Genomic DNA, 21,239 nt, shown 5'->3' on the forward strand with positions numbered 1-21,239 from the left:
GGTACTCATGAAGACTTGTCGGATCGTCATTGCCGCAGCGCTGCTTGGGTTTCTGGGTGCTTGTGCCAGTGTGTCCAGCCACAACCCGCTCGCGCAATGGGAGGGCTCGCCGAACCACGAGCCACGCCGGGCCCGGGTGATCGTGCTGCATCACACGGCGATGGACAGCGCCCGGGGCGCGATAACGACGTTGCAGACGGCCAATTCCGGTGGCCCGGTGAGTTCGCACTATGTGATTGGCGACGACGGGCGGATCTACCAACTGGTCGCCGAGGACCAACGGGCCTGGCACGCGGGCGGCAGTCGCTGGTCCGGGATCAGCGACCTCAACTCCTATTCGATCGGCATCGAGCTGGACAACAACGGCCATGAGCCTTTCAGCACGCCCCAGATCGATGCATTGCTGGTGTTGCTGGAGGATCTCACCACGCGGCTGGGGATCCAGCGCCACCTGGTGGTGGGTCACGGCGACGTCGCGCCCACCAAAAAAGACGATCCCAGCGGGCTCTTCCCCTGGCAACGCCTGGCGGAATCAGGCTTTGGCTTGTGGCCCCGGGACCGGCTTGCCGCGCCGCCCCCGGGATTTGATCCATGGGCCGCATTGCGCCTGGTGGGTTACGACCTGCGGGACCGGTCGGCCGCACTGGCTGCCTTCCACCGCCACTTCCGTGCCAACGACGGCACCGAGTGGCTGCCGGGCGATGCCGAAATCCTGTACGACCTGCAGTTGCAACTGATGGACACGCCGGTGCTGTCCACGCCAACCGCCCTGCCGCGCTAAGGCGTCGGGACCTCCGAAGTCGCCGTTTCCGTAGCGGTCACGGCCGGGCTCAGGCGCAACAGTCGACCGTCCTGGCCATCCTCCAGCAGCCACAGGTTGCCCGCCGGGCCTTGCTCGACTTCGCGGATGCGTTTGCCCATGTCGAACCGCTCCGCCTCGTGCACATCGCCGGGCGTCAACTCGACCCGGATCAGTGCCTCGGACGAAAGACCGGCGATGAACGCGTCGCCTTGCCACTGCGGAAACGCGTCGCCGGAATAGATGACCAGGCTCCCCGGTGAAATGACCGGGGTCCAACTGGTCTGCGGTGCGTTGTACTCGGGCTGGGTGTCGTGGTCGGGGATCGGCCGGCCGTCGTAGTGATCGCCATTGGAGACGATCGGATAGCCGTAGTTGCCGCCACGCACGACCTGGTTGAGCTCGTCACCGCCGCGCGGGCCCATCTCGATGTTCCACAACGCGCCCTTCGCATCAAAGGCGATGCCGAGTGGGTTGCGGTGGCCGAGGGACCAGACCTGCGCTGCGACATCGCCCTGGTCGGCGAACGGGTTGTCTTTCGGGGTGCTGCCGTCGGCGTTGAGACGGACGATCTTGCCGAGATTGGATTGCAGGTTCTGCGCCGGATCGAATTTCTGGCGCTCGCCCGAGCTGATCCACAGATAGCCGTCGGGCCCGAACGCCAGCCGATGGCCGTAATGACCGTGACCCTGCACCTTGGGCACCTGGCGCCAGATCACTTCCAGCCCGGTCAGCTTGCCGCCACCTTGCTGGTCGAGCACCAGCGTCGCACGGGCTACCGCAGCGCCACTGGTATCGCCCTTGCCGGCCTCGGCATAACTCAAATAAACCTGTTGGTTGTCGGAGAAGTCGGGTCCGAGAATCACGTCGCCCAGCCCGCCCTGGCCTTCGTCGACCACGTCGGGTACGCCGCTGATCTGGCCGACCTCGCCGCTGTCCAGTTGCACCAGCTTCAGCGCGCCGCCTTTCTCGGTGACCAGCAGCCGGCTTCCGTCGGGCAGGAAAGTCATGGCCCAGGGGGCGTTGAAGTGCGCGATGGCGGTGACGGCAAGCGCGTCGCCGTCGGCCGTCGTCATCGTGTCCCCACCCTGCGGCTCGGTCGGTGTGCTGATGCCATCGGCGGGATGGCACGCGGAAAGCAATGCCACTGACAGGGTTGCCATCAAACGCATGCGCATGGGTCGATTCTCAGGATGGGATGGAGGTGGCCTCGAACGGTAACGCTACCGCGCCGGTGGCGATAATGCGAGGGTGCGCGGCGGCCAGCAGCTCCTTGTCGCCATCGACCAGCACCAGGATATTGCCGGCCTCGATCTCGTCGTGGAACTTCTGTCGCACCGGGTCGGGGATCGACGAGCCGACCAGTGCAGACGACCAGCTGCCCACCGCAGCACCGGCCACCGTTGCGGCGGCCGCGCCGATCATGGTCACGCCCAATGCCGGGATGGCGACCGCAACCAGACCCGCCAACAGGCCGGCCCCGGCGCCATAACCGGCGCCGCGCATTGCGGCGGGAATCATGTCGGTGTCGGCTTCCTTGCGTTCCTGCGGGATCACGTCCATCTCGATGTCCGAGCGCGCCACCAACAGGATGTTGCTATCGGGTACCCCGGCGGCCAGGGCAGCGTCGATGGCCGCGATCGCGGCCGGCATGTCCGGGGTACTGAATACGTGTCGGTGCTTCATGAGTCGCTTCCTCCACTGTTGCGATCCAGCATCGCCCCGGTGCGGTGATCCAGTGGTGAACACCGCGTTGGCGTGGTGTTCCCGGCTTCCGTGGCATTGTCCAGGTGGGCCGCCGATCGCCCGTCACGCACAGGAGCTGCCCATGTTGCCCACCGCCACTGTCCACTGCCCGTATTGCGGCGAGTCGATCCAACTGCTGATTGATGACTCGATCGAGGAACAGCGTTATATCGAGGACTGTCAGGTGTGCTGTCGCCCGATCCGGGTCGCGGTCGACATCGTGGATGGCGAACTGCAGGTGGGGACGGCGGCGGAGAACGAATGAACGCTTCGGCGGCTGCGTGAAGGTTGTGTTGGGTTCAGCAACATCAAAAGGGTCGAAGCCGCCGAAGCGATGTCGGGCATCACGGTTTTCCGGCTGCGCGGAGCATCCGCCGCGGTGTCCTAGCGCCAAATTCGGGGCCGATGGTTAAACCAACGTTGTCGTAACGATTGACCCATGGCGACGGTTCATGGCGCCGTGCGCAAGGTGCGAGTCGTGCGGCAGGAATCCCCCGTCCTGCAGCGCCATTCCCATCCTTGTCCAGGAGACATGATCCATGAAGATTTCGACCATCAGCCTTGCCTTGGTGGCTGCGCTGGCCGCACCGCTCGCCTTTGCCCAGGACGCCACCACGGCCGACCCCGTAGAGGGCGCAGCGGCAACACCGACGCAGCAGGCGGTACCCTCGGAGAAGAAAAGCTGGAATGACGTCGACACCAATGGTGACGGCGCGCTGAGCCAGGCCGAGGCGGCGTCGGTGCCGGCACTGGACGCGGTATTCGCCGAGGCGGATGTCGACGCCGATGGCTTGCTCACCGCCGATGAGTACAAGGCCTACGTTGCCAAGATGCAGGGCGGTGCCGGTGCCGAAGCGGCCGGCGACGCGGCAGCCACCGACTCGGGTCAATAACAGCGGCGGGTTCAACGCCCATGCGTATTGAAGGGCGGCCCACTGGGTCGCCCTTCGGCTTTCCGGGTCCGTCATACTGGGGCGATGGAAAGAATCGAGATGGTCGCCTTCGACGCCGACGACACCCTGTGGCGCAGTCAGGATTATTTCGACCAGGCGCAGCAGGAGTTTGAGCAGATCATCGCGGCATGGGTCGATCTGGACGAAGGCCAGTTGCGCCAGCGCCTGTACGAGGTGGAAAGCGGCAACATCGCGGTGTTCGGCTATGGCGTGAAAGGCATGGTGCTGTCGATGCTGGAAGCCGCCGTCGAGCTGACCCAGGCGCGCATCAGCGCCACCGACCTGCAGCGCATCGTCGGGCTGGGCAAAGCGCTGCTGCAACACCCGGTCGAGCTGCTTCCGGACATCCGCGACGCGGTGGAGGCCATAGCCCGCGACTACCCGATCGTGCTGATCACCAAGGGTGACCTGTTCCACCAGGAGGCCAAGGTGCGTCAATCCGGCATGGCCGACCTGTTCCGCCGGATCGAGATCGTGAGCGAGAAAGACCCGCCGACCTATAGACGACTGCTGACCGAATTCGAGCTGCCCGCAAGCCGCTTCCTGATGATCGGCAACTCGTTGCGCTCCGACATCGCGCCGGTGCTGGCACTGGGTGGCTGGGGCATCCACGTGCCATACCACACCACCTGGGCGCATGAGAATGCGGTGCTTCCCGATAGCCCAAGCGTGCCCTCGCGCATGCGTCGGGTTGACGCCGCTGCCGGCTTGCCCGGTGCGGTCGCCGAGCTGGCAGCATTGACGACAATGCCGAACGCCTGCTGAGCGGGATTGGCCGGCCAAGGTCGGCATTGGATGCGTGTTCAGGTGTGTCCCGGCATCGTCGGATCGTGGCTGGAACGGCCGGCCGATAAAGGAGAACCCCATGTCCAATCTATTCCGGTGGCTCGCTCCGGTTGCGCTGGTGGCCGGTATCGGCCTGTCGGCGTTGGCTCCTGTGCCCGCCCACGCAAACGATGGCGACGACCTGGTCCGGGTGCTGGTCAACGCGGCCGATGTGATCTTCAGCAACGGTCATCCGTACTATCAGGACGACTATCGCAACAACCGCCGTGGCTACAACAACCGCCTCATCGTGGTGCGCGACAACCGTGGCAACCCCCGTTATTACCGCTCCAGCCCGCGCAACAACGCCCGCGACGTGAAGTGCAACAAGCACGGCAAGTGCAAGGTCAAGGCGACGTACTACGATCCGCGCTACGACCGGGACCGCAGCCGTTATCGTGCGCGCAATGATCGCGACTCGCGCCGCTATTACAGCCGGTCGTACCGCGACCGGGACGACGATTGAGCGCCGGCAAGGTAGGCTGATCCGTTCCCGCAAACATCCAAACGAGTACGTCAATGAAGACTCCCGGCCTCATCAGGATCGTGTTCCCCGTCGTGGCTGCCGGCCTGCTTGCCATCACTGCGTTGCCGGCCAGCGCCGCCGGACCGGTTGATTGCGAAATGCGCTTCGACATGTCGGGCTGGTCGTTGTTCTACAAGACCGGCTCCGGCAATGGCACGGTCAGCTGCGACAACGGCCAGCGCATGTCGGTGAAGATCAGCACCAAGGGCGGCGGAATCACCGTCGGCAAGACCAGAATCGAGGATGGGCGCGGCGAGTTTTCCGGCGTGACCCGGATCGAGGACGTGCTCGGTACCTACGTCACCGCCGAGGCGCACGCGGGCGTGGGCAAGTCGGCCAAGGCGCAGGTGATGACCAAGGGCGAGGTCTCGCTGGCGCTGGCAGGCAAGGGTGCCGGCTGGGATCTCGGCGTGGCGTTCGGAAAGTTTGTCATCTCGCGTTGATCGTGAGCCCCCTGAAGGGAGTAGAACCATGAAGAACAAATCAACATCCAGGATGCTTGCCGTCGCCGCCGCAGTGGCCGCGTTGTTCGGGGCCGGACAGGTTGCGGCGCAGGACTTCAGCTTCGGCTGGAACCCGCGCAGCGGTGATGTCTGGGTCGACAGCCGGCTGGACGACGTCAACCGCTACGGTTCCCGCTATCAGCAGCCGTTTGTCGATGAAATGGTTCGTTACCACGGTGCCCCGCGCAGCCTGGTGAGCAGCTTGCTTACCGAGCGCAACTGGGCGCCGGGTGATATCTACTACGCGTGTGCGATCGCCCAGATCATCGGCCGCCCATGCCGTTACGTGGTCGATGAGTGGGAGCGCGATCACGGCCAGGGCTGGGGCAACGTTGCCAAGCGGATGGGAATCAAGCCGGGCTCGGCCGAGTTCCACCGGCTCAAGCGCGGCTTCGTCTCCAGCTATGACCGTTGGGGCCGTCCGATCCGGATCGACGAAGATATGTATCGCGACTACCCCGAGCGCGCCCGCGCCGCCCGCCTGCATGCCGATAATGATCGGGGCAAGGGGAATAAGGGCAACAACGGAAATAACGGGAACAAGGCAAACAAGGGCAGCAACGGAAACAACGGCAACAAGGGCAACAACGGCAAGGGCAACAACGGCGGCAAGAAAAACCAGGGAAACAACGGCAACCACAAAGGCCGGGGCAACTAGTTTCCCAGCAGTTCCAGGTAGGCGCGGATGCGTTTGGCGTTGGTGCCCACGTCACTCTTTCCGACCCGTGATACCGAGCGCACGTCGACCTGGCTGCCGCTGCCGGTGACATCCGGTTCGATACGGATCACCACATCGTCCTTGAAGCCGAACCACAACGTGGTCGCGGTGGCCTCGATGCGGCCGCTGGCCGGATCGGCGGCGACGATTTCCCAGTCCATGCTGCGCGCGGTGGACAGCGCGCGCTGGAATGCGTCGGCCGGCGTAACCCCGAGGTGGCGTGTGTCCAGGTCGGGGTAGGCGCTGGCTTGCGCTCGCGCCACCTCCGGTCCGGCATAAGAGGAAGGGTTGGTTGCGGCAGCCCGCAGCGGCAGGATCGCGACGAACGGCGGTGGACGCTCGGTGTCGGTACTGATGTCGTGGATTGGCGGCACTTTTTTGGCCTGCCGCATCCCGTTCCACGGCACGAATGCAACCGCGACACCCAGCAGCAACGCGGCCACCAGCGCGCCGGTCCCGGAGCGCCGGATGCGCGGGATCAGCAACATCACCAGCGCGATCGCCGCGGCGGCCAAGCCGGCATAGGCAGCCCAGCTCATCAGTTTGAAGCCGGTGGGGAATGCCCAAAGTCCCAGTCGGGTGCCCGGCCCGGCCACAGCCAGCAGCAAGACGGCGATAACGCTCAGTGCGAGGGGGTACCGGGTTGCTTTCATGGCGGCTTCCATCGAGTGGCGGTCGGTCGCAGTGTGAACCAGCCCGCGTCGGGATGCGAAGCGACCCCCGTACCGCCTTGATGCCGGGCTAGCTGTCAGACCCCCAAAGCTCCTCAAGGCGCCCGTCGCGGCCGCAACTGAATCGGTAGTACCTGTAACGGATCGGGTTCTTCTCGTAGTAGTCCTGGTGATAGGTCTCGGCCGGGTAGAACGTGGTCGCGGCGACGACCTGGGTCGCGATCGGACGCTCGAAGCGTCCGGAGGCCTGCCACGAGCGCTTGCTGGCCTCCGCGAGGCGCTTCTGGTCCTCGCCGATGGTGAAAATCGCACTGCGGTACTGGCCGCCGATGTCGCAGAACTGGCGGTCGACCGCGACCGGATCGATGTTGTGCCAGAACACCTCCAGCAACTTCTCGTAGCTGACCTGGCGCGGGTCGTACTTCACCTGCACCGCCTCGGCGTGGCCGGTGGTGCCCGCGGAGACCTGCTCGTAGGTCGGGTTGGCGACGGTGCCGCCGATATAGCCGGAGGTGGTCGATAGCACCCCGGGCAACTGGTCGTACGGCGGCTCCATGCACCAGAAGCAGCCGCCGGCGAACACCGCGACGGCGATGTCGGTCGAAGGCGCCGAAGCCGCTGCGGCCTGTTGGGCGTCACTGACACTGCGCTCACCACTGCCCGATTGCGCGCAAGCGGCCAGCGCGGTCAGCAGCGGCAACAGCGCGACCAACACGGCCCGGCGCAAGGGATGTTTCCGCGGCTTGCGCGGCTGCCGGCCACAGCGGGGATTCCGTCGGGTTTGCGAGCCCGGATAGCTGGTCATGGCGGTCATCCCCGCAGTGCTGGAAGTTGCTGGCCTTGCGGCACAAAGCGTAACGCCAGCCCGTTGTTGCACCAGCGCTTGCCCAGTGGCGGTGGGCCATCGTTGAAGATGTGGCCCTGATGGCCGCCGCAGCGGGCGCAGTGGTATTCGGTGCGCGGAATCAACAAGATGAAGTCGCGCTTGGTCTCCATCTTGCCGGCGATGGGCCGGGTGAAGCTCGGCCAGCCGGTGCCGCTGTCGAATTTGTCGTCGCTGTTGAAAAGCGGCAGGTTGCACGCGGCGCACACGAAGGTGCCCAGGCGCTTCTCGGTGTCCAACGGACTGCTGAAGGCACGTTCGGTATCTGCCTTGAACAAAACATCAAAGGCCGCCGGACTGACCTTGTCGCGCCAGAACGTATCGGGATGACCCAGGGCCGACACGACCGGTGTGCCGGGTGGGAGTGCGGGCGGGGCGGCTCGCGAACAGGCAGGCAGCAGTGGCAATGCTGCCATCGCGGCCAAGCCTTGCAGGACGGTGCGACGGTTCATGGACGGTCTCCAGGCGCGGGGGGCGGGCATGTAGCCCGTACGAATTGGTGTCGACTAGGAGTTGGACGTCTGGCGCGGCGGATAATTCCATCTCGGGTAAAAGATCAGCTTGCGGATCAACCAGGTGCACATTTTCGACAATGGCCCCGCACGCCCGTGACGACTGCGGTGGCAATTGGGCTACGTTGTCGGGAGCAGTTGTCATGGCTAATGGTTGGAACCAGTTGCTGGAACCAGTTGTCAGAACCATCGGTTTGCCAGCGTGAACCTTTCCGTCAGCCTGTGCCCGTCATCGGCGTGAACTCTCGCCGTTCCCGTATTTTTTCCTGCCCCCCGGAGCCATCCATGAACCCAAAACCTGCCAATGCCGTTTGGCGCTGGGTACTGCTGCTGGCACTGGTTGTCGCGGTGGTGTGGGCCTGGCAGGCGGGCGCGGGCGACGCGTTGACGCTGAACAACCTGAAGGCGCGGCAGGCCGGCCTGCTGGGCTGGGTGGCGGCCAATGCGTGGCTTGCGGCGGGACTGTTCTTCCTGGTCTATGTCGCGGTCGCGGCGGCGTCGATCCCGGGCGCGGCGGTGCTGACGGTGGCCGCCGGTGCGCTGTTCGGATTGCTGGGAGGCACGCTGCTGGTGTCGTTCGCCAGCACCATCGGCGCGTCGCTGGCGTTCCTGATGGCGCGCTTCGTGCTGCGCGACAGCGTGCGCCGTCGTTACGGCGAGCGCCTGAAGAAGATCGACGCCGGGGTTGAGCGCGATGGCGGGTTCTACCTGTTCACGCTGCGGCTGGTCCCGGTGTTTCCGTTCTTTGTGGTCAACCTGCTGGCCGGGCTGACCGCGCTCAAGCTGCGCACCTTCTACTGGGTCAGCCAGCTCGGCATGCTGGCCGGCACTGTCGTGTATGTCTACGCGGGCACCCAGTTGGCGGAAATACGCTCGTTGGGCGACGTGCTGTCGCCGGGTTTGATCGGTGCCTTCGTGCTGTTGGGGCTGCTGCCGTTGCTGGCGCGATGGCTGACCCGGTGGTTGGCTGCACGACGGGTGTATCGCGGCTTCAAGCGGCCGGCGCGCTTCGACTACAACCTGTTGGTGATCGGTGCCGGCTCGGCCGGGCTGGTGTCGGCGTATATCGGTTCGACGGTCAAGGCAAAAGTCGCGTTGATCGAGAAGGACAAGATGGGCGGTGACTGCCTCAACACCGGCTGCGTGCCGTCGAAGGCCTTGCTGTGCACCGCGCGACTGTTGGCGCAAGCGCGTGACAGCCGGCGTTATGGCGTGCGCGCGATGCAGGTGGACTTCGACTTTGCCGAAGCGATGGAGCGCGTGCAGGCGGTGATCGCGAAGATCGCGCCGCATGATTCGGTCGAGCGTTACACCGGCCTGGGCGTCGAGGTGATTCGCGGCGAAGCGAAGATCGTCTCGCCCTGGGAAGTCGAGGTGGAGGGTCGCCGGCTCAGCGCCCGCAGCCTGATCCTGGCCACCGGTGCGCGGCCGCTGGTGCCGACGCTGCCGGGATTGGACACGGTCGACTACCTGACCAGCGATACCGTGTGGGGCCTGCGCAGCCTGCCGGGGAAATTGCTGGTGCTCGGCGGTGGCCCGGTGGGGTGTGAGCTGACCCAGGTGTTCGCGCGCTTCGGCAGCGAGGTGACCCAGGTGGAGATGGCACCGCGACTGCTGCCGCGCGAGGACGCCGATGCGGCGGCACTGGTGACCGACCAGTTGCGCGCCGACGGCGTGCACGTCGCCACCGCGCACAAGGCCTTGCGGGTGGAAGCCAATGGCAGCGGCGGCTGCCTGGTGTGTGAGTACGAGGGCGCCGAGGTCAGGTTCGAATTCGACACCCTGCTGCTGGCGCTGGGCCGCACCGCCAATGTCGAGGGCTTCGGGCTGGAGGAACTCGGAGTGCAGCTGACCGCGCGCCGCACCATCGAGGCCGATGCGTTGTTGCGGACCAACTTCCCCAACATCCATGTCTGCGGTGACGTGACCGGTCCGTTCCAGTTCACCCACGTCGCATCGCATCAGGCCTGGTACGCGGCCGTCAACGCATTGATCGCGCCGTTGTGGTCGTTTGACGTCGACTACCGGGTGATCCCGTGGGCGACGTTCACCGAGCCGGAGGTCGCGCGCGTTGGTCTGTCGGAGGATGAGGCCAGCCAGCAGCAGGTCGAGGTCGAAGTCACCCGCTACGGCATTGATGACCTCGACCGTGCGATTGCCGATGGTGTTGACCGCGGCTTCGTCAAGGTGCTGACCGCGCCGGGCAAGGACAAGATCCTGGGCGCGACGATTGTCGGTGCACACGCGGGCGAACTGCTGGCCGAGTTCGTGCTGGCGATGAAGCACGGCATCGGCCTCAACAAGCTGCTCGGCACCATCCATATCTACCCGACCATGGCCGAGGCGAACAAGTACGTCGCCGGCAACTGGAAGCGCGCGCATGCGCCGCAGGCGGTGTTGCGCTGGACCGAGCGATTCTTCGCCTGGCGTCGGGGCTGAGCGGTGGATGCCGCGGCGGTGCTGGCGAAGCTGACGGTGGTGGTGCCGGTGGGACCGGGCGACGCGATGTCGGCGCGATTGCGCGCGCAACTGGCGGCGTTATCGTCACAGGTCCGGGTGGTTCATGCGCAGGCGGAGACGCTCCCGGTGGCTCCGGCGGTTGCAACGGCGGTGGCGGGCCGGGGAGCCGGGCAAACCGCTTGCCTGGCTATCGACGAGACCGTTCGCCCGTCGCCGCGCTGGCAGGTCATCGCTGCGCCAGCCGGCCGCTCCACGCAGCAAAACGCGGGTGCGCGCGATGCGGAAGGTGACTGGTTGTGGTTCCTGCACGCCGATTGCGTGTTGGCCGCCGGCACGTTGCCGGCGCTGGCGCGGTTTATCGATCGGGCCGGTGCACCCGATACCGCCGAGGCGGGATATTTTGACCTGCGCTTCCTCGATGACGGGCCGGTATGGATGCGCTTGAATACGCTCGGCATCTGGCTGCGCAGTCGTTGGCTGGGCTTGCCATTCGGTGACCAGGGTCTGGTCCTGCCGCGCGTCGTATTTGAACGCCTCGGTGGTTTCGACCCGGGCCTGGACCGCGGCGAAGACCATGACCTGGTCTGGCGTTTGCGCCGGGCCAACGTGCGACTGCGACCGATTGGCGCAATGCTGTTCACCAGTGCACGCAAGTATGCCGAGCAGGGTTGGTGGTCGACCACGTGGTGGCACCTGCGCGAGACCTGGCGACAGGCCAGGCGCTTCTCGCACAGCGAGTCGGGTCGATGAGCGGCGCGCTGGCGATCTTCGTCAAGACGCCCGGGCGTTCCGGCATCAAGACCCGGCTCGCGGCCGAGTGCGGCGAGGCCTACGCGCTTGAGTGGTATCGCCTTGCGGCTGCTGCCGTCGCATCGGTAGCGCGTGCCGCGCAGCTGCGCTTTGGGGTGACGGCCTATTGGGCCGTGGCCGAAGCCGACGCGCTGGACGCCTGGCCCGGGCTGCCCACCATCGCCCAGGGCGACGGTGGCCTGGGCGCACGCATGGCCCATGTGCACGCGCAGCTGATCGAACGCCACGGCTTCGGCCTGCTGCTCGGTGCCGATACACCGCAGCTTACGGTGGAAGCGATCGCCGGGGCGGTCGACTGGCTGTCGACACCGTCGCCGCGGCTGCTGCTCGGCCCGGCCGAGGACGGTGGCTTCTGGTTGTTCGGCGCCAATACCGTGCCGCCGTTGCCAACGTGGACCGCGGTCCGCTACAGCACCTCTGACACCGCACACGCGTTGCAGCACTCGATGCGCGACTGCGGCGACTGGCGCACACTGGCAACGTTGACCGACGCCGACCACGCCAGTGACCTGGTGGCCGTGCAGCGCGCCTTGGAGGCCTTGCCCGACCCTACGCCGGAGCAACGCGACCTCGCGCACTGGATGCGCGAGCCGCCGGGCTCCATCGTGAGTCCAACGTCGTGACAGGATCATGGAACCATCGCGTCTTGCATTGGATATTCCCGTGAACTATCTGGATGCCATCGTCGGTCACGAAGCGCCACTGCGACTGGGCGGATTCGTGCTGGTGCTGTTGACGCTGGCGGTGGCCGAGCGGGTGTGGCCGGCGCGTGGTGACGCCGTGCCGGCGCGCCGCCAGTGGTCCAACCTGGGGTTGGTGGTGCTCGACACGGCGTTGGTGCGCCTGGCGTTTCCGTTGCTCGCGGTGGTCCTGGCAACCCGGGTACATGTTCGCGGCGGTGGCTTGTTCGGCCTGCTGGATTGGGCGCCGTGGCTGGAGATATCGTTGGCGGTGCTGCTGTTGGATGCCGCGATCTACTGGCAGCACCGGCTGCTGCACGTGATCCCGCTGCTGTGGCCGCTGCATCGCGTGCATCACAGTGATGTCGCGTTCGATGTCACCACCGGAGTGCGCTTCCATCCGCTGGAGATTGGCCTGTCGATGGCGGTCAAGCTCGGGCTGGTCGTCGCGCTTGGGGTGCACCCTGCCGCCGTGGTGATCTTCGAGGTATTGCTGTCGGCGGCCAGCCTGTTCACCCATGCCGACTTTGCCTTCCCGCCACGGCTGGACCGCAGCTTGCGCGTGGTGATCGTGACTCCGTCGATGCACCGCACCCACCATTCGGTGCGTCGCGAGGAAACCGACAGCAACTACGGCTTCAACCTGTCGCTATGGGATCGTGTGTTCGGCAGCTATCGCGTGCGTGCCGCGGAACCCGAACGCAGCATGCCGATCGGACTGCCGCAGTGGCGCGATCCAGCCGAACTGGGGCTGGGCGCGCTGTTGCTGCAGCCGTTCCGGCGTGCGCCACGCCCGCCGGATGCGGCCGCCCCCGTGGTGTCGGCCCGTCCCACGTCATCGAAGGACTCCCCACATGCATGACACCTGGCCGCTACTGCAGAACAGTGACTTTCCGAGGATCCAGCGCGAGCGGCTGGACACGTTGCAGCTCAACCTCGGCTACCTGTGCAACCTCAGCTGCATCCACTGCCACGTCGCCGCCGGCCCGCGCCGGACCGAACTGATGGATCGCGACACCATGGCGCTGGCTCTGGAGGTCGCGAAGCGGCACCGCGTTGGCACCCTGGACGTCACCGGTGGTTCGCCGGAGATGAACCCGGATTTTCGCTGGCTGGTGGCACAGGCGCGTGATGCCGGCCTGCATGTGATGGACCGGCTCAATCCCACCATCATGGAAGAGCCAGGCTACGAATGGGTCGGCGAATTCCTCGCGCAGCATCGCGTCGAAGCCATCGCCTCGCTGCCCTGTCACAGCCAGGTCAACGTCGACGAACAACGCGGGCAGGGTGTGTTCGACGCCTCGATCCGCGCGCTGCAAACACTCAACGCGCTTGGCTACGGCCGTGACGGCAGCGGCCTGGTGCTCAATCTGGTCTACAACCCCAACGGCGCGTTCCTGCCACCGGGCCAGCAACAGTTGCAGGCCGACTACAAGCGCTTGCTGGGTGAGAATTTCGGCATCGTATTCAACCAGCTGTTCGCGCTGGCCAACATGCCGATCCAGCGCTACGGCTCGTGGCTGCTGTCGAAGGGTCATTTCGCGACCTACATGGCGACCCTCAAGGGCGCGCACCGCGACGACAACCTGGACGGCGTGATGTGCCGCTCGCTGCTCAGCGTCGACTACCAGGGTTACCTGTACGACTGCGACTTCAACCAGATGCTGCACCTGCCGCTGGGCGCTACCGGTCCGGCCGTGGCAGGCGCGTCGCGGCCACACCTGCGTGACCTGATCGATGGTCCGCTGACGCGCAGGATTGCCACCGCAGAGCATTGTTACGGCTGCACCGCCGGCCAGGGTTCCAGCTGCGGCGGCGCGTTGGTTTGAAGGCCGTCTGCCGGGCGGGCCGTCAAATGGGTGTGGGCAGCAACGCATCGCGCATTGCTTTTACATCGGAGGTATCGGCACGACTCACCAGCGCGTAGTTGTAACCATTGCCGGACCAGTACGCCGTGGCCAGTTGTCCTTCGCGCCGTTGTCCGCGCAGCAGTGCGCCGGCGTGCGGTGATGGCGGACGGATATAGAAGCTGATGGCGTTGCCCCGCTGGTCTTCATACAGCACCATCGCCGCCGGGCCGCTGTCGGTGGCAGTCAGGCGGCCACCGACGGGATGAAAGCCGGCGCTAGCCAGGTCTGGCAGCCGGGCGGCATCCTGGAAGCGCTGGTCCAGCCATGTCTGCAGCTCGCCCGCATGACGTTGCGTGATATCGAGTTGCACCCGCCGATCCACCACAAACATGCGGTAGGCCTGCAGTGCGTCGGCCATCGGCGCGGCGGCAGTTGGTGCTGCGGCCATCGGTGCTTCCGCGCTGGGCGCTGTCCGGCTGCGCGCCTGCCAACCGCCGATGCCACCTACGCCAAGCGTCAACACCAGTGAGGCCGCCAACGCCAGTCGTTCGCGCCCGCGACGCCGACGTCGTGCGCGGATCACGGCCGGATCAAGATTCGGCTGGCCCGATGACGGCGGCAAGCTGCCCAGCCGGGCGCGCAGTTGCTGCGCGTCACGCTGCCATCCGCGTATTTCCTCGGCCCGGGTCGGGTGGCGATCCAGCCACGCTTCCATACGTGCGCAACCGGCTTCGTCCAGGTAGCCATCGATATAGGCGTGGATCTCGGCTTCGTCGGGGAATGAGCTGGTTTTGGTCATGTCGTTCATTTGAGTAACCGCAACGAAGGAGTCTTCGATACCTCACCATCGCCAAGCCGACGCAATGCTGCGCGCGCCCGTGATAGCCGGGACATCACGGTGCCGATGGGGATATCGAGCAGGCCGGCCACTTCGCGATAGCTGAGCCCTTCCACTGAAACCCAAAGCAACAGTTGCCGCTGCTCATCGGACAAGCGCTCCAGTGCCTGCACCACCGATTGCGCCATTACTTCGCGTTCCACTGACGGCTGCTCAACCGCCGCGCCACCACGAAAGAGCGCCAGCATGCTGGCGTAGCGGCTCGCACGCCGCTTGCTGTCCAGGAACTGGCGATACGCGATGGAAAACAGCCACGGGCGCAGCGCGGTGCTGTCACGCCGGCTGCCCCAGCGCGATATTGCCCGCTCCAGCGTGGACTGGACCAGGTCGTCGGCGCTGCTGGCATCGCGCGTCAGCCAGCGCGCAAACCGTTGCAACCGCGGCAACAGCTCGCGCAACTGGTCGTCAATGTCGTGATCGAGCATGGCCGGATCGACCTCCTGCGGTGTGACCTGTACAGGGTAGACGCTGCCGGCCATCGATTATTCCCTGCGTCAGCAATAAACCGAGCCTCCAATCACAAGCGATCCTGCAGTAGTCCTGCGCGTTGCCGCTTTGCAGCCCGTCATGCTGGTGTCAGCTCGAGGGTGCGGTAGTCGGTGTATCCCCCGGGACCTTCGCCATAAAAGGTCGCGGGATCGGGTTTGTTCAACGGCGCATCGAGCCGGAAGCGTTCGACCAGATCCGGGCTGGTCAGGAAAGGAACCCCAAACGCCACCAGGTCGGCGTGCCCCGCGGCGAGCGCGGCATTTGCCTTGGCCTTGTCGAAGCCGGTGTTGATGATCAACGGCAGCGACGTCATCGGGCGAAACGTTTCGGCGACATGGGTGATCTGAACGCCAGCTTCGAGCGCCTTGACGTTGGGTTCGGTGAGGTGGATATACGCGGCATTCCGGTCGCTGATGCCTCGCACCGCATGGCCGAACGTTTCCAGTTTGTCGGCGTCGTCCATGCCATAAAGAAAGCTCGATGGTGAAAGCCGGACGCCGACATGCTCCGCTGACCAGGCGTCGATGGCGGCATCCAGGGCTTCGAGAAGCAACCTTGCCCGGTGCTCGATCGGGCCACCATAGGCGTCAGTGCGCTGGTTGCTCCCCGATTGCAGGAACTGATCCAGCAGATAGCCATTGGCACCGTGCAGTTCTACACCGTCGAACCCCGCCGCGCGCGCATTTCTCGTCGCCGTGGCGAAGTCCTCGACGATGCCTGGGATTTCCTCAAGGGACAGCTCGCGTGGAACGGGGAACTCCACCCGGCCGCGCGGAAGAAAGAACTCGCCCGAAGCCGCAATTGGCGACGGGCCGACGGGCATCTCGCCGCCACGCATTTCCGGATGCGCCACCCGGCCGCAATGCCATATCTGGTTGAAGATGCGCCCACCGGCGGCATGGACGGCATCGGTAATTTTTCGCCACGCCGCGATTTGATCCGCCCGGTGAATGCCTAGCGCGCGGATGATGCCGTGTGCCTGTTCGGAAATCTGCGTGCATTCGGTGATGATGAGGCCGGCGCTGGCGCGCTGGACGTAATAGTCGCGCATCAGGTCTGTCGGCACACCGTCTTCAGTGGCGCGGGTACGCGTCATTGGCGACATCAGGATGCGATTGGGCAGGGTCAGCGCGTCAAGATCGAAGGGTGTGAAAAGATTGTTCATGGCTGGTACTCCTGTGGCAGGTTCCGTAAAGAAGAGGCAATGGCCTGTCCGCTTCTTGGTCGATGATTGTTGCGCCCGTGGGTATAGTTCGGTTTAGGGTGTTGCCGCAAGAAGCAAGGCTAAGGCCGGAAGCGCGCCCATAGAAGACTTTTTGATGGGAAGTACTGTTCCGTGACAGGGAAAATCGAATCGCTCGACCTCAATCATCTGCGAGTGTTCGAACGCGTTGCCGCGCTCGGTGGTTTTTCCGCGGCGGCGCGGGCACTGGCCCTGCCGAAATCCAACGTCAGTCGCGCGGTCGTGTCGCTCGAAACGGCGTTGGGGGCACGCCTGTTTCAGCGCACCACGCGGCGCGTCGTTCTCACCGCAGCCGGAGAAGCCTTGCGCGAGCGATGCGCTGCGCCATTGGAACGGCTGGAGGACGCGGCGGGATATGTAAGCGGTTTTGCCGCCAAGCCCCACGGGCATATAAAAGTCAGCGCGGGCATCGGGTTCGGCGTGAACGTGCTGAGCGAGCTGTTGCCTGTCTTTGCTGATCGTTATCCCGAAATCCGCATTACGCTCAATTTGACGTCACACCTGGCCGATATGGTCGGGGAGGGGGTGGATTGCGCCATACGGATCGGCTCCCTGCCGGACTCAAGTTTGATCTCCACGCGGCTTGGGATGTTGTCTCGCTATCTGTGCGCATCGCCCGCGTATCTGGAAAAACATGGTGCTCCGGCATCCATCCGCGACCTTGCCGGGCATCAGCAGCACACGATTGAAATGCCCAGCCAGAGCAGCGGTCGTCCTTTTTCCTGGGTGTTCCGGAAGGGCGACGAGACGGTACGTATCGACCCGCAGCCGCGCATGCTGGTCGACGAGGCGCTGACCATCAATGGGCTGATCCTGAATGGTGCGGGCATCGGCATCGTTTCAGCGTATGTCTGCGCCCCGGACATCATGGCTGGACGCCTCATCCGGCTTTTCCCGGATTGGTCGCTGCCAGCGCTGCCGGTAAGTCTCCTCTATCCCAGCCGACATGAGCTCGCACCCGCCGTGCGCGCTTTTGCGGACTTCATGAAAGAGGACGGCACGCGCGGACAGCGCTGGCTGATCGACCCGCGTACCGAATAGGACATTCCGCTCGCTGTTTTCCATTGGGATGGACGCGGAGTTATCCAACCGGCGGTCCCGTCGATGGGTGTAGGTCAGGGAATAAACCTCTGTGGCGTGCGTCTCCCCTGCACGAACCAACTCCCCGATTGCCTCCACCAGCCCACAGGAATCAACATGACCTCCAACAACAACTTTCCGACCGCACGTCCGCATCCGATGCTGGCGAGCCTCGCCGCGGCTTTCGCTCTCGCCTTTGGCGTTACCAGCGCCGATGCCGCCGAACCGCAGGACCTCTTTCCCGCACCGGTCTACGTGACATTGCAAACCAGCAACGCAGTGGAAAGCATGCCGGCGGGAGATACCTGGGATGGGCTGGCCGGCGCCCATTACAACGCCATCAGCGCTGATGGCACCCGCATGCTGGTCAGCAGCAAGGATCTGCCGGAGGCCTATCTGGTGGACGCGCAAAGCGGCGAGAAACTGGACACCTTTGAAATCGGGCCGACGCCCCAGGGCGTGGCAATCAGCCCCGATGGCCGCTGGGGACTTGCAGTCAGTGCCGGCGATGGCACCGTCGCGGCCATCGACATGGAGACGCGGAAGCTGGTCAAGTCGATCGACGTCGGCGAGGTGCCGCATAACGCGCGCTTCACCGCGGACGGCAAGCTGGCCTACGTCACCTTGCAAGGTGGTACCGGCGTGGCCGTGGTGGATATGAAGACGCTGACAAAGATCGACGAGATCCCGGTGCCGGGCATCAAGGGACCGCACAACCTTGACCTTTCCGCTGACGGAAAAACCCTGTGGGTTCGCGATCTTGTCGGCAAGGTCGCCGCGGTCGATATCCAGTCCCAGAAGGTGTTGGCGGTGATCCCGGTTGGCCTCAGCCACGGCGGTATCGACGTGATTCCCGGCGGTCGTTACGTGGTCACTGGCGCGATTGCCGACCACCAGGTGGACGTGATCGATCCGGCCACGCTCAAGGTCGTCAAGCGCATCGAAGTCGGCCAGGGGCCGCATGGAGTTCGTGCCAGCCATGACGGGCGCTGGGTCTACGTCGGCGTCACCGGCACCGACAAAGTCGCGGTGATCGACACCAGGACCCTGGAAGTCGTCAAGCAGGTGCCTACCCATGGCGAGTTGCCGTTCTGGATCACCGTGGTCGGCAACGACTGAGTCCGCCCGATTTTCTCCAGAGGACCACCCCATGACAGACACGTTCATTCCCGACATCTCACGCCGCGTCCTGCTCCGGAAACTGGCCGTGGCCGCCGGCGCGGCCGCCAGCCTGCCGCTGTTGGCCTGGCCCGCGTCGGCACGCGCCGACGCGGCCGCCGACGCCGGCAAGGCGAGCAAATCGGCACTGCAATACCAGGATCAGCCAAAGGGAACATCCGCGTGCGTGAATTGCGCCAACTTCGTACCGGGCAAGGACCCCGGTGCCGATGGAACCTGCATCATCGTCGCCGGCAATATCAGCCCCCAGGCCTGGTGCCTGGCGTATGCGGGCAACGGTTGAGGTGAACGGTTCCGTTGGTCATGACCAGCTCACCATGCCGATCCGCGTCCGCTTGGGTTTCCCAACTTTCCAGCACCCAGCAAGTGGTCTCCTCTTTTGTCGAGAAGGTCTGGTACGAGAGGTGGCCCGTTTCAGATCGAACCTTGCCATTCAACTCGCGCAGGAGCCTCTTGACGCCATCGGCAGACACTTGATCCCTAGTATCGAACCTTGTTCGTAAAGTAACCATGTGAAATTTCCTCGTGTTAGAGCGAGTCAGGAGGTTGCACCAAGACGCGGTTGAACCTTGAACTGGCGGCGGATGGCGCTAAGGAATAGCTCGTCGCCGTCCGCTCGCCGCCTCGTGATTTTGTCGACCGAGTCTTGTCCGGCCGGGTAACGCAGCCGGTCCTGGCCATCGGATGCGGCGGTATAGATCACTTCCGCGACGACGACAGGATCGGACCCTTTCGCCTTGATAGGCTTGTAAGAGTCCATGAATGTCGAGACCAGGTGGCCGTACTGTCTGAGGCTGTCGTCGGTTTTGAGATCGATCCGGATATCGGTCAATGTGTCGCCGGGCTGGACAATCTTTACGGCGATACCCGCTTCGCGTAACTCGAAACTAAGCGCTTCCGACAAGCCCTCGACAGCCCATTTTGAGCCGTGGTAAAGCGTGCCGAGCGGGTAGGTGATCACGCCGCCTATGGATGAGACGTTGATGACCATGCCCTGTCCACGCTCGCGCATGTGCGGCAGGATGGCTTTGATCGTTTCCAGTACACCGAAGACATTGACTTCGAACTGCTCCCGGATCGACTCGATCGGTGTCGCCTCAAGCGGGCCATAGACGGCGAAGCCGGCATTGTTCAGGAGCACGTCGATCGTGCCAAACCGATCCAGACCGGCGGTAACGGCCTGTTTGATCGTATTCGTGTCCGTCACGTCCAGTCGGGTGACCAACACGTTGTCCAGTTGTCCCAGTTCCACCTCTTTGCCAGGGCTGCGCATGGATGCAATGACGTTCCAGCCACGCTCCTGGAAAAGCTTGGCTGTCGTTCTTCCGATGCCGCTGGATGCCCCTGTAACAAGAATTGTCTTGGCCACGCTCGTTCTCCACGTCGGTTAGTGGAGACAGCGTAGGCGGCTTGAATAGGTGAAACTAGGCCACTAATCTAGGATGGGGCAATGAAGGATCACCAGTAATGTCTGAGCCAACACTGCGCGATCTGACCGCATTTGTGGCGGTTGCAACGCAACGCAGCTTTCGACGAGCCGCCGATGAACTGGGGTTGTCGCCTTCTTCGCTCAGCCATACGCTGCGCGGACTGGAACGCGAACTGGGCGTTCGGTTACTCAATCGGACCACGCGTAGCGTATCGCCGACTGAGGCTGGCGAGGGTCTGCTTGCCAGCCTCCGGCCAGTGCTGCGCGGGATAGATGACGCGCTTGCAGGGGTTGACATGTTCCGCGCCTCGCCACGTGGGACGCTGCGCATCAATGCTCCAGAGCCGGCGGCTCGTCTTCTTCTATCCCACGTCGCACCGACGTTCCTCGCCGACTATCCGGACGTTGCGCTTGACCTTGTCAGCGATGGACGACTGGTTGACATTGTTGCGGAAGGCTTTGACGCGGGAATCCGACTGGGCGAGATGGTGCCGCAAGACATGATCGGCGTACGTTTTGGAGGCGACACCCGGTTCCTCGCGGTCGCGAGCCCCGCGTATCTGGCCCGAGCAGGATCCCCGAGCAGCCCAACCGACCTCCAACATTACGCCTGCATTCGTCACCGACTCGCAAGCGGAAAGCTCTACCGGTGGGAATTCGAGCGCCGAGGCCAGGAAGTGACGATTGACGCGCCCGGCGCACTGACGCTCAACAGCAACACGCTGATGGTCGAGGCTGCTGCGGGGGGGTTGGGTATCGCCTTCGTGACAGAACTCTCGGCGGCACACTACCTCGCCGATGGCCGCCTTACCGCAGTGCTGACAGACTGGTGTCCACCATTCCCAGGCCTCGTCCTTTATTATCCGGGTCGTCGTCAGGTATCAACAGCCCTCACTGCGTTTATCGATATCTTGCGCCGCGAGCTTCCCGCCTGAAGGGAAGTGAATGCCGCAAGCGAGCACCGAACACAGCACGACGGCGAGCC

26 protein-coding genes are annotated in these 21,239 nt (G+C 64.5%); 16 read left to right on the forward strand and 10 right to left on the reverse strand.

Annotated features, from left to right (window positions below):
- Positions 1 to 7 precede the first annotated feature (7 nt).
- Positions 8 to 781, forward strand: a complete 774-nt coding sequence (locus ACW7G1_RS02450) for an N-acetylmuramoyl-L-alanine amidase (RefSeq protein WP_456978182.1) — start codon at positions 8 to 10, stop codon at positions 779 to 781.
- On the opposite strand, the gene ACW7G1_RS02455 is transcribed toward ACW7G1_RS02450, so the two are convergent.
- Together ACW7G1_RS02455 and ACW7G1_RS02460 are read right to left on the reverse strand one after the other, a co-directional pair.
- Entirely contained in the window at positions 778 to 1,977 is a 1,200-nt protein-coding gene (locus tag ACW7G1_RS02455; RefSeq protein ID WP_456978183.1) for a PQQ-dependent sugar dehydrogenase, read from the reverse strand. The two genes, ACW7G1_RS02450 and ACW7G1_RS02455, sit on opposite strands and share 4 nt — an antisense overlap.
- Positions 1,978 to 1,987: 10 nt before the next feature.
- The gene (locus tag ACW7G1_RS02460; protein ID WP_456978184.1) at positions 1,988 to 2,485 is read right to left on the reverse strand and encodes a hypothetical protein; all 498 of its coding nucleotides are present in this window, start codon (positions 2,483 to 2,485) and stop codon (positions 1,988 to 1,990) included.
- A 142-nt stretch (positions 2,486 to 2,627) separates the two neighbouring features.
- Between ACW7G1_RS02460 and ACW7G1_RS02465 the strand changes: the two genes are divergently transcribed.
- From ACW7G1_RS02465 to ACW7G1_RS02490, 6 genes are all read left to right on the forward strand, one after another.
- Positions 2,628 to 2,810 carry a CPXCG motif-containing cysteine-rich protein gene (locus ACW7G1_RS02465; RefSeq protein ID WP_456962515.1) on the forward strand — a complete coding sequence of 61 codons (183 nt, stop codon included), beginning with the start codon at positions 2,628 to 2,630 and terminating at the stop codon, positions 2,808 to 2,810.
- A gap of 274 nt (positions 2,811 to 3,084) precedes the next feature.
- Positions 3,085 to 3,438, forward strand: a complete 354-nt coding sequence (locus ACW7G1_RS02470) for an EF-hand domain-containing protein (protein WP_456978185.1) — start codon at positions 3,085 to 3,087, stop codon at positions 3,436 to 3,438.
- Between the two features lie 84 nt (positions 3,439 to 3,522).
- Positions 3,523 to 4,263, forward strand: coding sequence for an HAD family hydrolase (locus tag ACW7G1_RS02475; RefSeq protein WP_456978186.1), 741 nt, complete (start codon positions 3,523 to 3,525; stop codon positions 4,261 to 4,263).
- A gap of 100 nt (positions 4,264 to 4,363) precedes the next feature.
- Complete coding sequence (locus ACW7G1_RS02480) at positions 4,364 to 4,789, forward strand: hypothetical protein (RefSeq protein WP_456978187.1); 426 nt, start codon at positions 4,364 to 4,366, stop codon at positions 4,787 to 4,789.
- Between the two features lie 53 nt (positions 4,790 to 4,842).
- Positions 4,843 to 5,292 (forward strand): hypothetical protein, encoded by a 450-nt coding sequence (locus ACW7G1_RS02485; RefSeq protein WP_456978188.1) that lies wholly within the window; start codon positions 4,843 to 4,845, stop codon positions 5,290 to 5,292.
- A gap of 28 nt (positions 5,293 to 5,320) precedes the next feature.
- Positions 5,321 to 6,010, forward strand: a complete 690-nt coding sequence (locus tag ACW7G1_RS02490; RefSeq protein ID WP_456978189.1) for a hypothetical protein — start codon at positions 5,321 to 5,323, stop codon at positions 6,008 to 6,010.
- On the opposite strand, the gene ACW7G1_RS02495 is transcribed toward ACW7G1_RS02490, so the two are convergent.
- The 3 genes from ACW7G1_RS02495 to msrB form a co-directional block, all read right to left on the reverse strand.
- A complete protein-coding gene (locus ACW7G1_RS02495) occupies positions 6,007 to 6,723 on the reverse strand; it encodes a DUF1499 domain-containing protein (protein WP_456978190.1) in 717 nt (238 codons plus the stop codon). The genes ACW7G1_RS02490 and ACW7G1_RS02495 overlap by 4 nt on opposite strands.
- An 88-nt stretch (positions 6,724 to 6,811) precedes the next feature.
- The gene (gene msrA, locus ACW7G1_RS02500; RefSeq protein WP_456978191.1) at positions 6,812 to 7,468 is read right to left on the reverse strand and encodes a peptide-methionine (S)-S-oxide reductase MsrA; all 657 of its coding nucleotides are present in this window, start codon (positions 7,466 to 7,468) and stop codon (positions 6,812 to 6,814) included.
- Positions 7,469 to 7,551: 83 nt separating this feature from the next.
- A complete protein-coding gene (gene msrB, locus ACW7G1_RS02505) occupies positions 7,552 to 8,076 on the reverse strand; it encodes a peptide-methionine (R)-S-oxide reductase MsrB (protein WP_456978193.1) in 525 nt (174 codons plus the stop codon).
- 345 nt (positions 8,077 to 8,421) lie between these two features.
- Between msrB and ACW7G1_RS02510 the strand changes: the two genes are divergently transcribed.
- From ACW7G1_RS02510 to arsS, 5 genes are read left to right on the forward strand one after another with little or no spacing between them, the layout of a single operon-like run.
- Entirely contained in the window at positions 8,422 to 10,575 is a 2,154-nt protein-coding gene (locus ACW7G1_RS02510; RefSeq protein WP_456978194.1) for an FAD-dependent oxidoreductase, read from the forward strand.
- A 3-nt stretch (positions 10,576 to 10,578) separates the two neighbouring features.
- Positions 10,579 to 11,346 (forward strand): glycosyltransferase, encoded by a 768-nt coding sequence (locus ACW7G1_RS02515; RefSeq protein WP_456978195.1) that lies wholly within the window; start codon positions 10,579 to 10,581, stop codon positions 11,344 to 11,346.
- Entirely contained in the window at positions 11,343 to 12,029 is a 687-nt protein-coding gene (locus ACW7G1_RS02520) for a TIGR04282 family arsenosugar biosynthesis glycosyltransferase (RefSeq protein ID WP_456978196.1), read from the forward strand. The genes ACW7G1_RS02515 and ACW7G1_RS02520 overlap by 4 nt, the downstream gene beginning before the upstream one ends.
- A 40-nt stretch (positions 12,030 to 12,069) precedes the next feature.
- Positions 12,070 to 12,948 (forward strand): sterol desaturase family protein, encoded by an 879-nt coding sequence (locus tag ACW7G1_RS02525; RefSeq protein ID WP_456978197.1) that lies wholly within the window; start codon positions 12,070 to 12,072, stop codon positions 12,946 to 12,948.
- Positions 12,941 to 13,915, forward strand: coding sequence for an arsenosugar biosynthesis radical SAM (seleno)protein ArsS (gene arsS, locus ACW7G1_RS02530; protein ID WP_456978198.1), 975 nt, complete (start codon positions 12,941 to 12,943; stop codon positions 13,913 to 13,915). The genes ACW7G1_RS02525 and arsS overlap by 8 nt, the downstream gene beginning before the upstream one ends.
- Positions 13,916 to 13,937: 22 nt before the next feature.
- On the opposite strand, the gene ACW7G1_RS02535 is transcribed toward arsS, so the two are convergent.
- The 3 genes from ACW7G1_RS02535 to ACW7G1_RS02545 all read right to left on the reverse strand — a co-directional run bounded on the left by ACW7G1_RS02535 (position 13,938) and on the right by ACW7G1_RS02545 (position 16,488).
- The gene (locus tag ACW7G1_RS02535) at positions 13,938 to 14,735 is read right to left on the reverse strand and encodes an anti-sigma factor family protein (RefSeq protein WP_456978199.1); all 798 of its coding nucleotides are present in this window, start codon (positions 14,733 to 14,735) and stop codon (positions 13,938 to 13,940) included.
- Between the two features lie 5 nt (positions 14,736 to 14,740).
- Positions 14,741 to 15,259 carry an RNA polymerase sigma factor gene (locus tag ACW7G1_RS02540; RefSeq protein ID WP_456978814.1) on the reverse strand — a complete coding sequence of 173 codons (519 nt, stop codon included), beginning with the start codon at positions 15,257 to 15,259 and terminating at the stop codon, positions 14,741 to 14,743.
- Between the two features lie 140 nt (positions 15,260 to 15,399).
- Positions 15,400 to 16,488 (reverse strand): alkene reductase, encoded by a 1,089-nt coding sequence (locus ACW7G1_RS02545; RefSeq protein ID WP_456978200.1) that lies wholly within the window; start codon positions 16,486 to 16,488, stop codon positions 15,400 to 15,402.
- Between the two features lie 171 nt (positions 16,489 to 16,659).
- On the opposite strand from ACW7G1_RS02545, the gene ACW7G1_RS02550 reads away from it, so the two are divergent.
- The 3 genes from ACW7G1_RS02550 (at position 16,660) to ACW7G1_RS02560 (ending at position 19,108) form a co-directional block, all read left to right on the forward strand.
- Positions 16,660 to 17,607, forward strand: coding sequence for a LysR family transcriptional regulator (locus tag ACW7G1_RS02550; RefSeq protein ID WP_456978201.1), 948 nt, complete (start codon positions 16,660 to 16,662; stop codon positions 17,605 to 17,607).
- A 156-nt stretch (positions 17,608 to 17,763) separates the two neighbouring features.
- Complete coding sequence (locus tag ACW7G1_RS02555) at positions 17,764 to 18,765, forward strand: cytochrome D1 domain-containing protein (protein WP_456978202.1); 1,002 nt, start codon at positions 17,764 to 17,766, stop codon at positions 18,763 to 18,765.
- 31 nt (positions 18,766 to 18,796) lie between these two features.
- Complete coding sequence (locus tag ACW7G1_RS02560) at positions 18,797 to 19,108, forward strand: high-potential iron-sulfur protein (RefSeq protein WP_456978203.1); 312 nt, start codon at positions 18,797 to 18,799, stop codon at positions 19,106 to 19,108.
- Here ACW7G1_RS02560 and ACW7G1_RS02565 read toward each other — a convergent pair.
- Positions 19,065 to 19,337 (reverse strand): putative quinol monooxygenase, encoded by a 273-nt coding sequence (locus tag ACW7G1_RS02565; protein WP_456978204.1) that lies wholly within the window; start codon positions 19,335 to 19,337, stop codon positions 19,065 to 19,067. The two genes, ACW7G1_RS02560 and ACW7G1_RS02565, sit on opposite strands and share 44 nt — an antisense overlap.
- 26 nt (positions 19,338 to 19,363) lie before the next feature.
- On the reverse strand, positions 19,364 to 20,194 hold the full coding sequence (locus ACW7G1_RS02570) for an SDR family oxidoreductase (protein WP_456978205.1): 831 nt from the start codon (positions 20,192 to 20,194) through the stop codon (positions 19,364 to 19,366).
- A gap of 98 nt (positions 20,195 to 20,292) precedes the next feature.
- Between ACW7G1_RS02570 and ACW7G1_RS02575 the strand changes: the two genes are divergently transcribed.
- Entirely contained in the window at positions 20,293 to 21,189 is an 897-nt protein-coding gene (locus ACW7G1_RS02575) for a LysR family transcriptional regulator (protein ID WP_456978206.1), read from the forward strand.
- The last annotated feature ends 50 nt before the right edge of the window (positions 21,190 to 21,239 follow it).

It is taken from the genome of Lysobacter sp. A378, from assembly GCF_054052125.1.

What these genes read in the sequence shown, in the direction of transcription:
- ACW7G1_RS02450 (WP_456978182.1), top strand. Translation starts at nt 8, where the DNA reads ATGAAGACTTGTCGGATCGTCATTGCCGCAGCGCTGCTTGGGTTTCTG.
- ACW7G1_RS02455 (WP_456978183.1), bottom strand. Translation starts at nt 1,977, where the DNA reads ATGCGCATGCGTTTGATGGCAACCCTGTCAGTGGCATTGCTTTCCGCG.
- ACW7G1_RS02460 (WP_456978184.1), bottom strand. Translation starts at nt 2,485, where the DNA reads ATGAAGCACCGACACGTATTCAGTACCCCGGACATGCCGGCCGCGATC.
- ACW7G1_RS02465 (WP_456962515.1), top strand. Translation starts at nt 2,628, where the DNA reads ATGTTGCCCACCGCCACTGTCCACTGCCCGTATTGCGGCGAGTCGATC.
- ACW7G1_RS02470 (WP_456978185.1), top strand. Translation starts at nt 3,085, where the DNA reads ATGAAGATTTCGACCATCAGCCTTGCCTTGGTGGCTGCGCTGGCCGCA.
- ACW7G1_RS02475 (WP_456978186.1), top strand. Translation starts at nt 3,523, where the DNA reads ATGGAAAGAATCGAGATGGTCGCCTTCGACGCCGACGACACCCTGTGG.
- ACW7G1_RS02480 (WP_456978187.1), top strand. Translation starts at nt 4,364, where the DNA reads ATGTCCAATCTATTCCGGTGGCTCGCTCCGGTTGCGCTGGTGGCCGGT.
- ACW7G1_RS02485 (WP_456978188.1), top strand. Translation starts at nt 4,843, where the DNA reads ATGAAGACTCCCGGCCTCATCAGGATCGTGTTCCCCGTCGTGGCTGCC.
- ACW7G1_RS02490 (WP_456978189.1), top strand. Translation starts at nt 5,321, where the DNA reads ATGAAGAACAAATCAACATCCAGGATGCTTGCCGTCGCCGCCGCAGTG.
- ACW7G1_RS02495 (WP_456978190.1), bottom strand. Translation starts at nt 6,723, where the DNA reads ATGAAAGCAACCCGGTACCCCCTCGCACTGAGCGTTATCGCCGTCTTG.
- msrB (WP_456978193.1), bottom strand. Translation starts at nt 8,076, where the DNA reads ATGAACCGTCGCACCGTCCTGCAAGGCTTGGCCGCGATGGCAGCATTG.
- ACW7G1_RS02510 (WP_456978194.1), top strand. Translation starts at nt 8,422, where the DNA reads ATGAACCCAAAACCTGCCAATGCCGTTTGGCGCTGGGTACTGCTGCTG.
- ACW7G1_RS02520 (WP_456978196.1), top strand. Translation starts at nt 11,343, where the DNA reads ATGAGCGGCGCGCTGGCGATCTTCGTCAAGACGCCCGGGCGTTCCGGC.
- arsS (WP_456978198.1), top strand. Translation starts at nt 12,941, where the DNA reads ATGCATGACACCTGGCCGCTACTGCAGAACAGTGACTTTCCGAGGATC.
- ACW7G1_RS02535 (WP_456978199.1), bottom strand. Translation starts at nt 14,735, where the DNA reads ATGACCAAAACCAGCTCATTCCCCGACGAAGCCGAGATCCACGCCTAT.
- ACW7G1_RS02540 (WP_456978814.1), bottom strand. Translation starts at nt 15,259, where the DNA reads ATGCTCGATCACGACATTGACGACCAGTTGCGCGAGCTGTTGCCGCGG.
- ACW7G1_RS02545 (WP_456978200.1), bottom strand. Translation starts at nt 16,488, where the DNA reads ATGAACAATCTTTTCACACCCTTCGATCTTGACGCGCTGACCCTGCCC.
- ACW7G1_RS02555 (WP_456978202.1), top strand. Translation starts at nt 17,764, where the DNA reads ATGACCTCCAACAACAACTTTCCGACCGCACGTCCGCATCCGATGCTG.
- ACW7G1_RS02560 (WP_456978203.1), top strand. Translation starts at nt 18,797, where the DNA reads ATGACAGACACGTTCATTCCCGACATCTCACGCCGCGTCCTGCTCCGG.
- ACW7G1_RS02565 (WP_456978204.1), bottom strand. Translation starts at nt 19,337, where the DNA reads ATGGTTACTTTACGAACAAGGTTCGATACTAGGGATCAAGTGTCTGCC.
- ACW7G1_RS02575 (WP_456978206.1), top strand. Translation starts at nt 20,293, where the DNA reads ATGTCTGAGCCAACACTGCGCGATCTGACCGCATTTGTGGCGGTTGCA.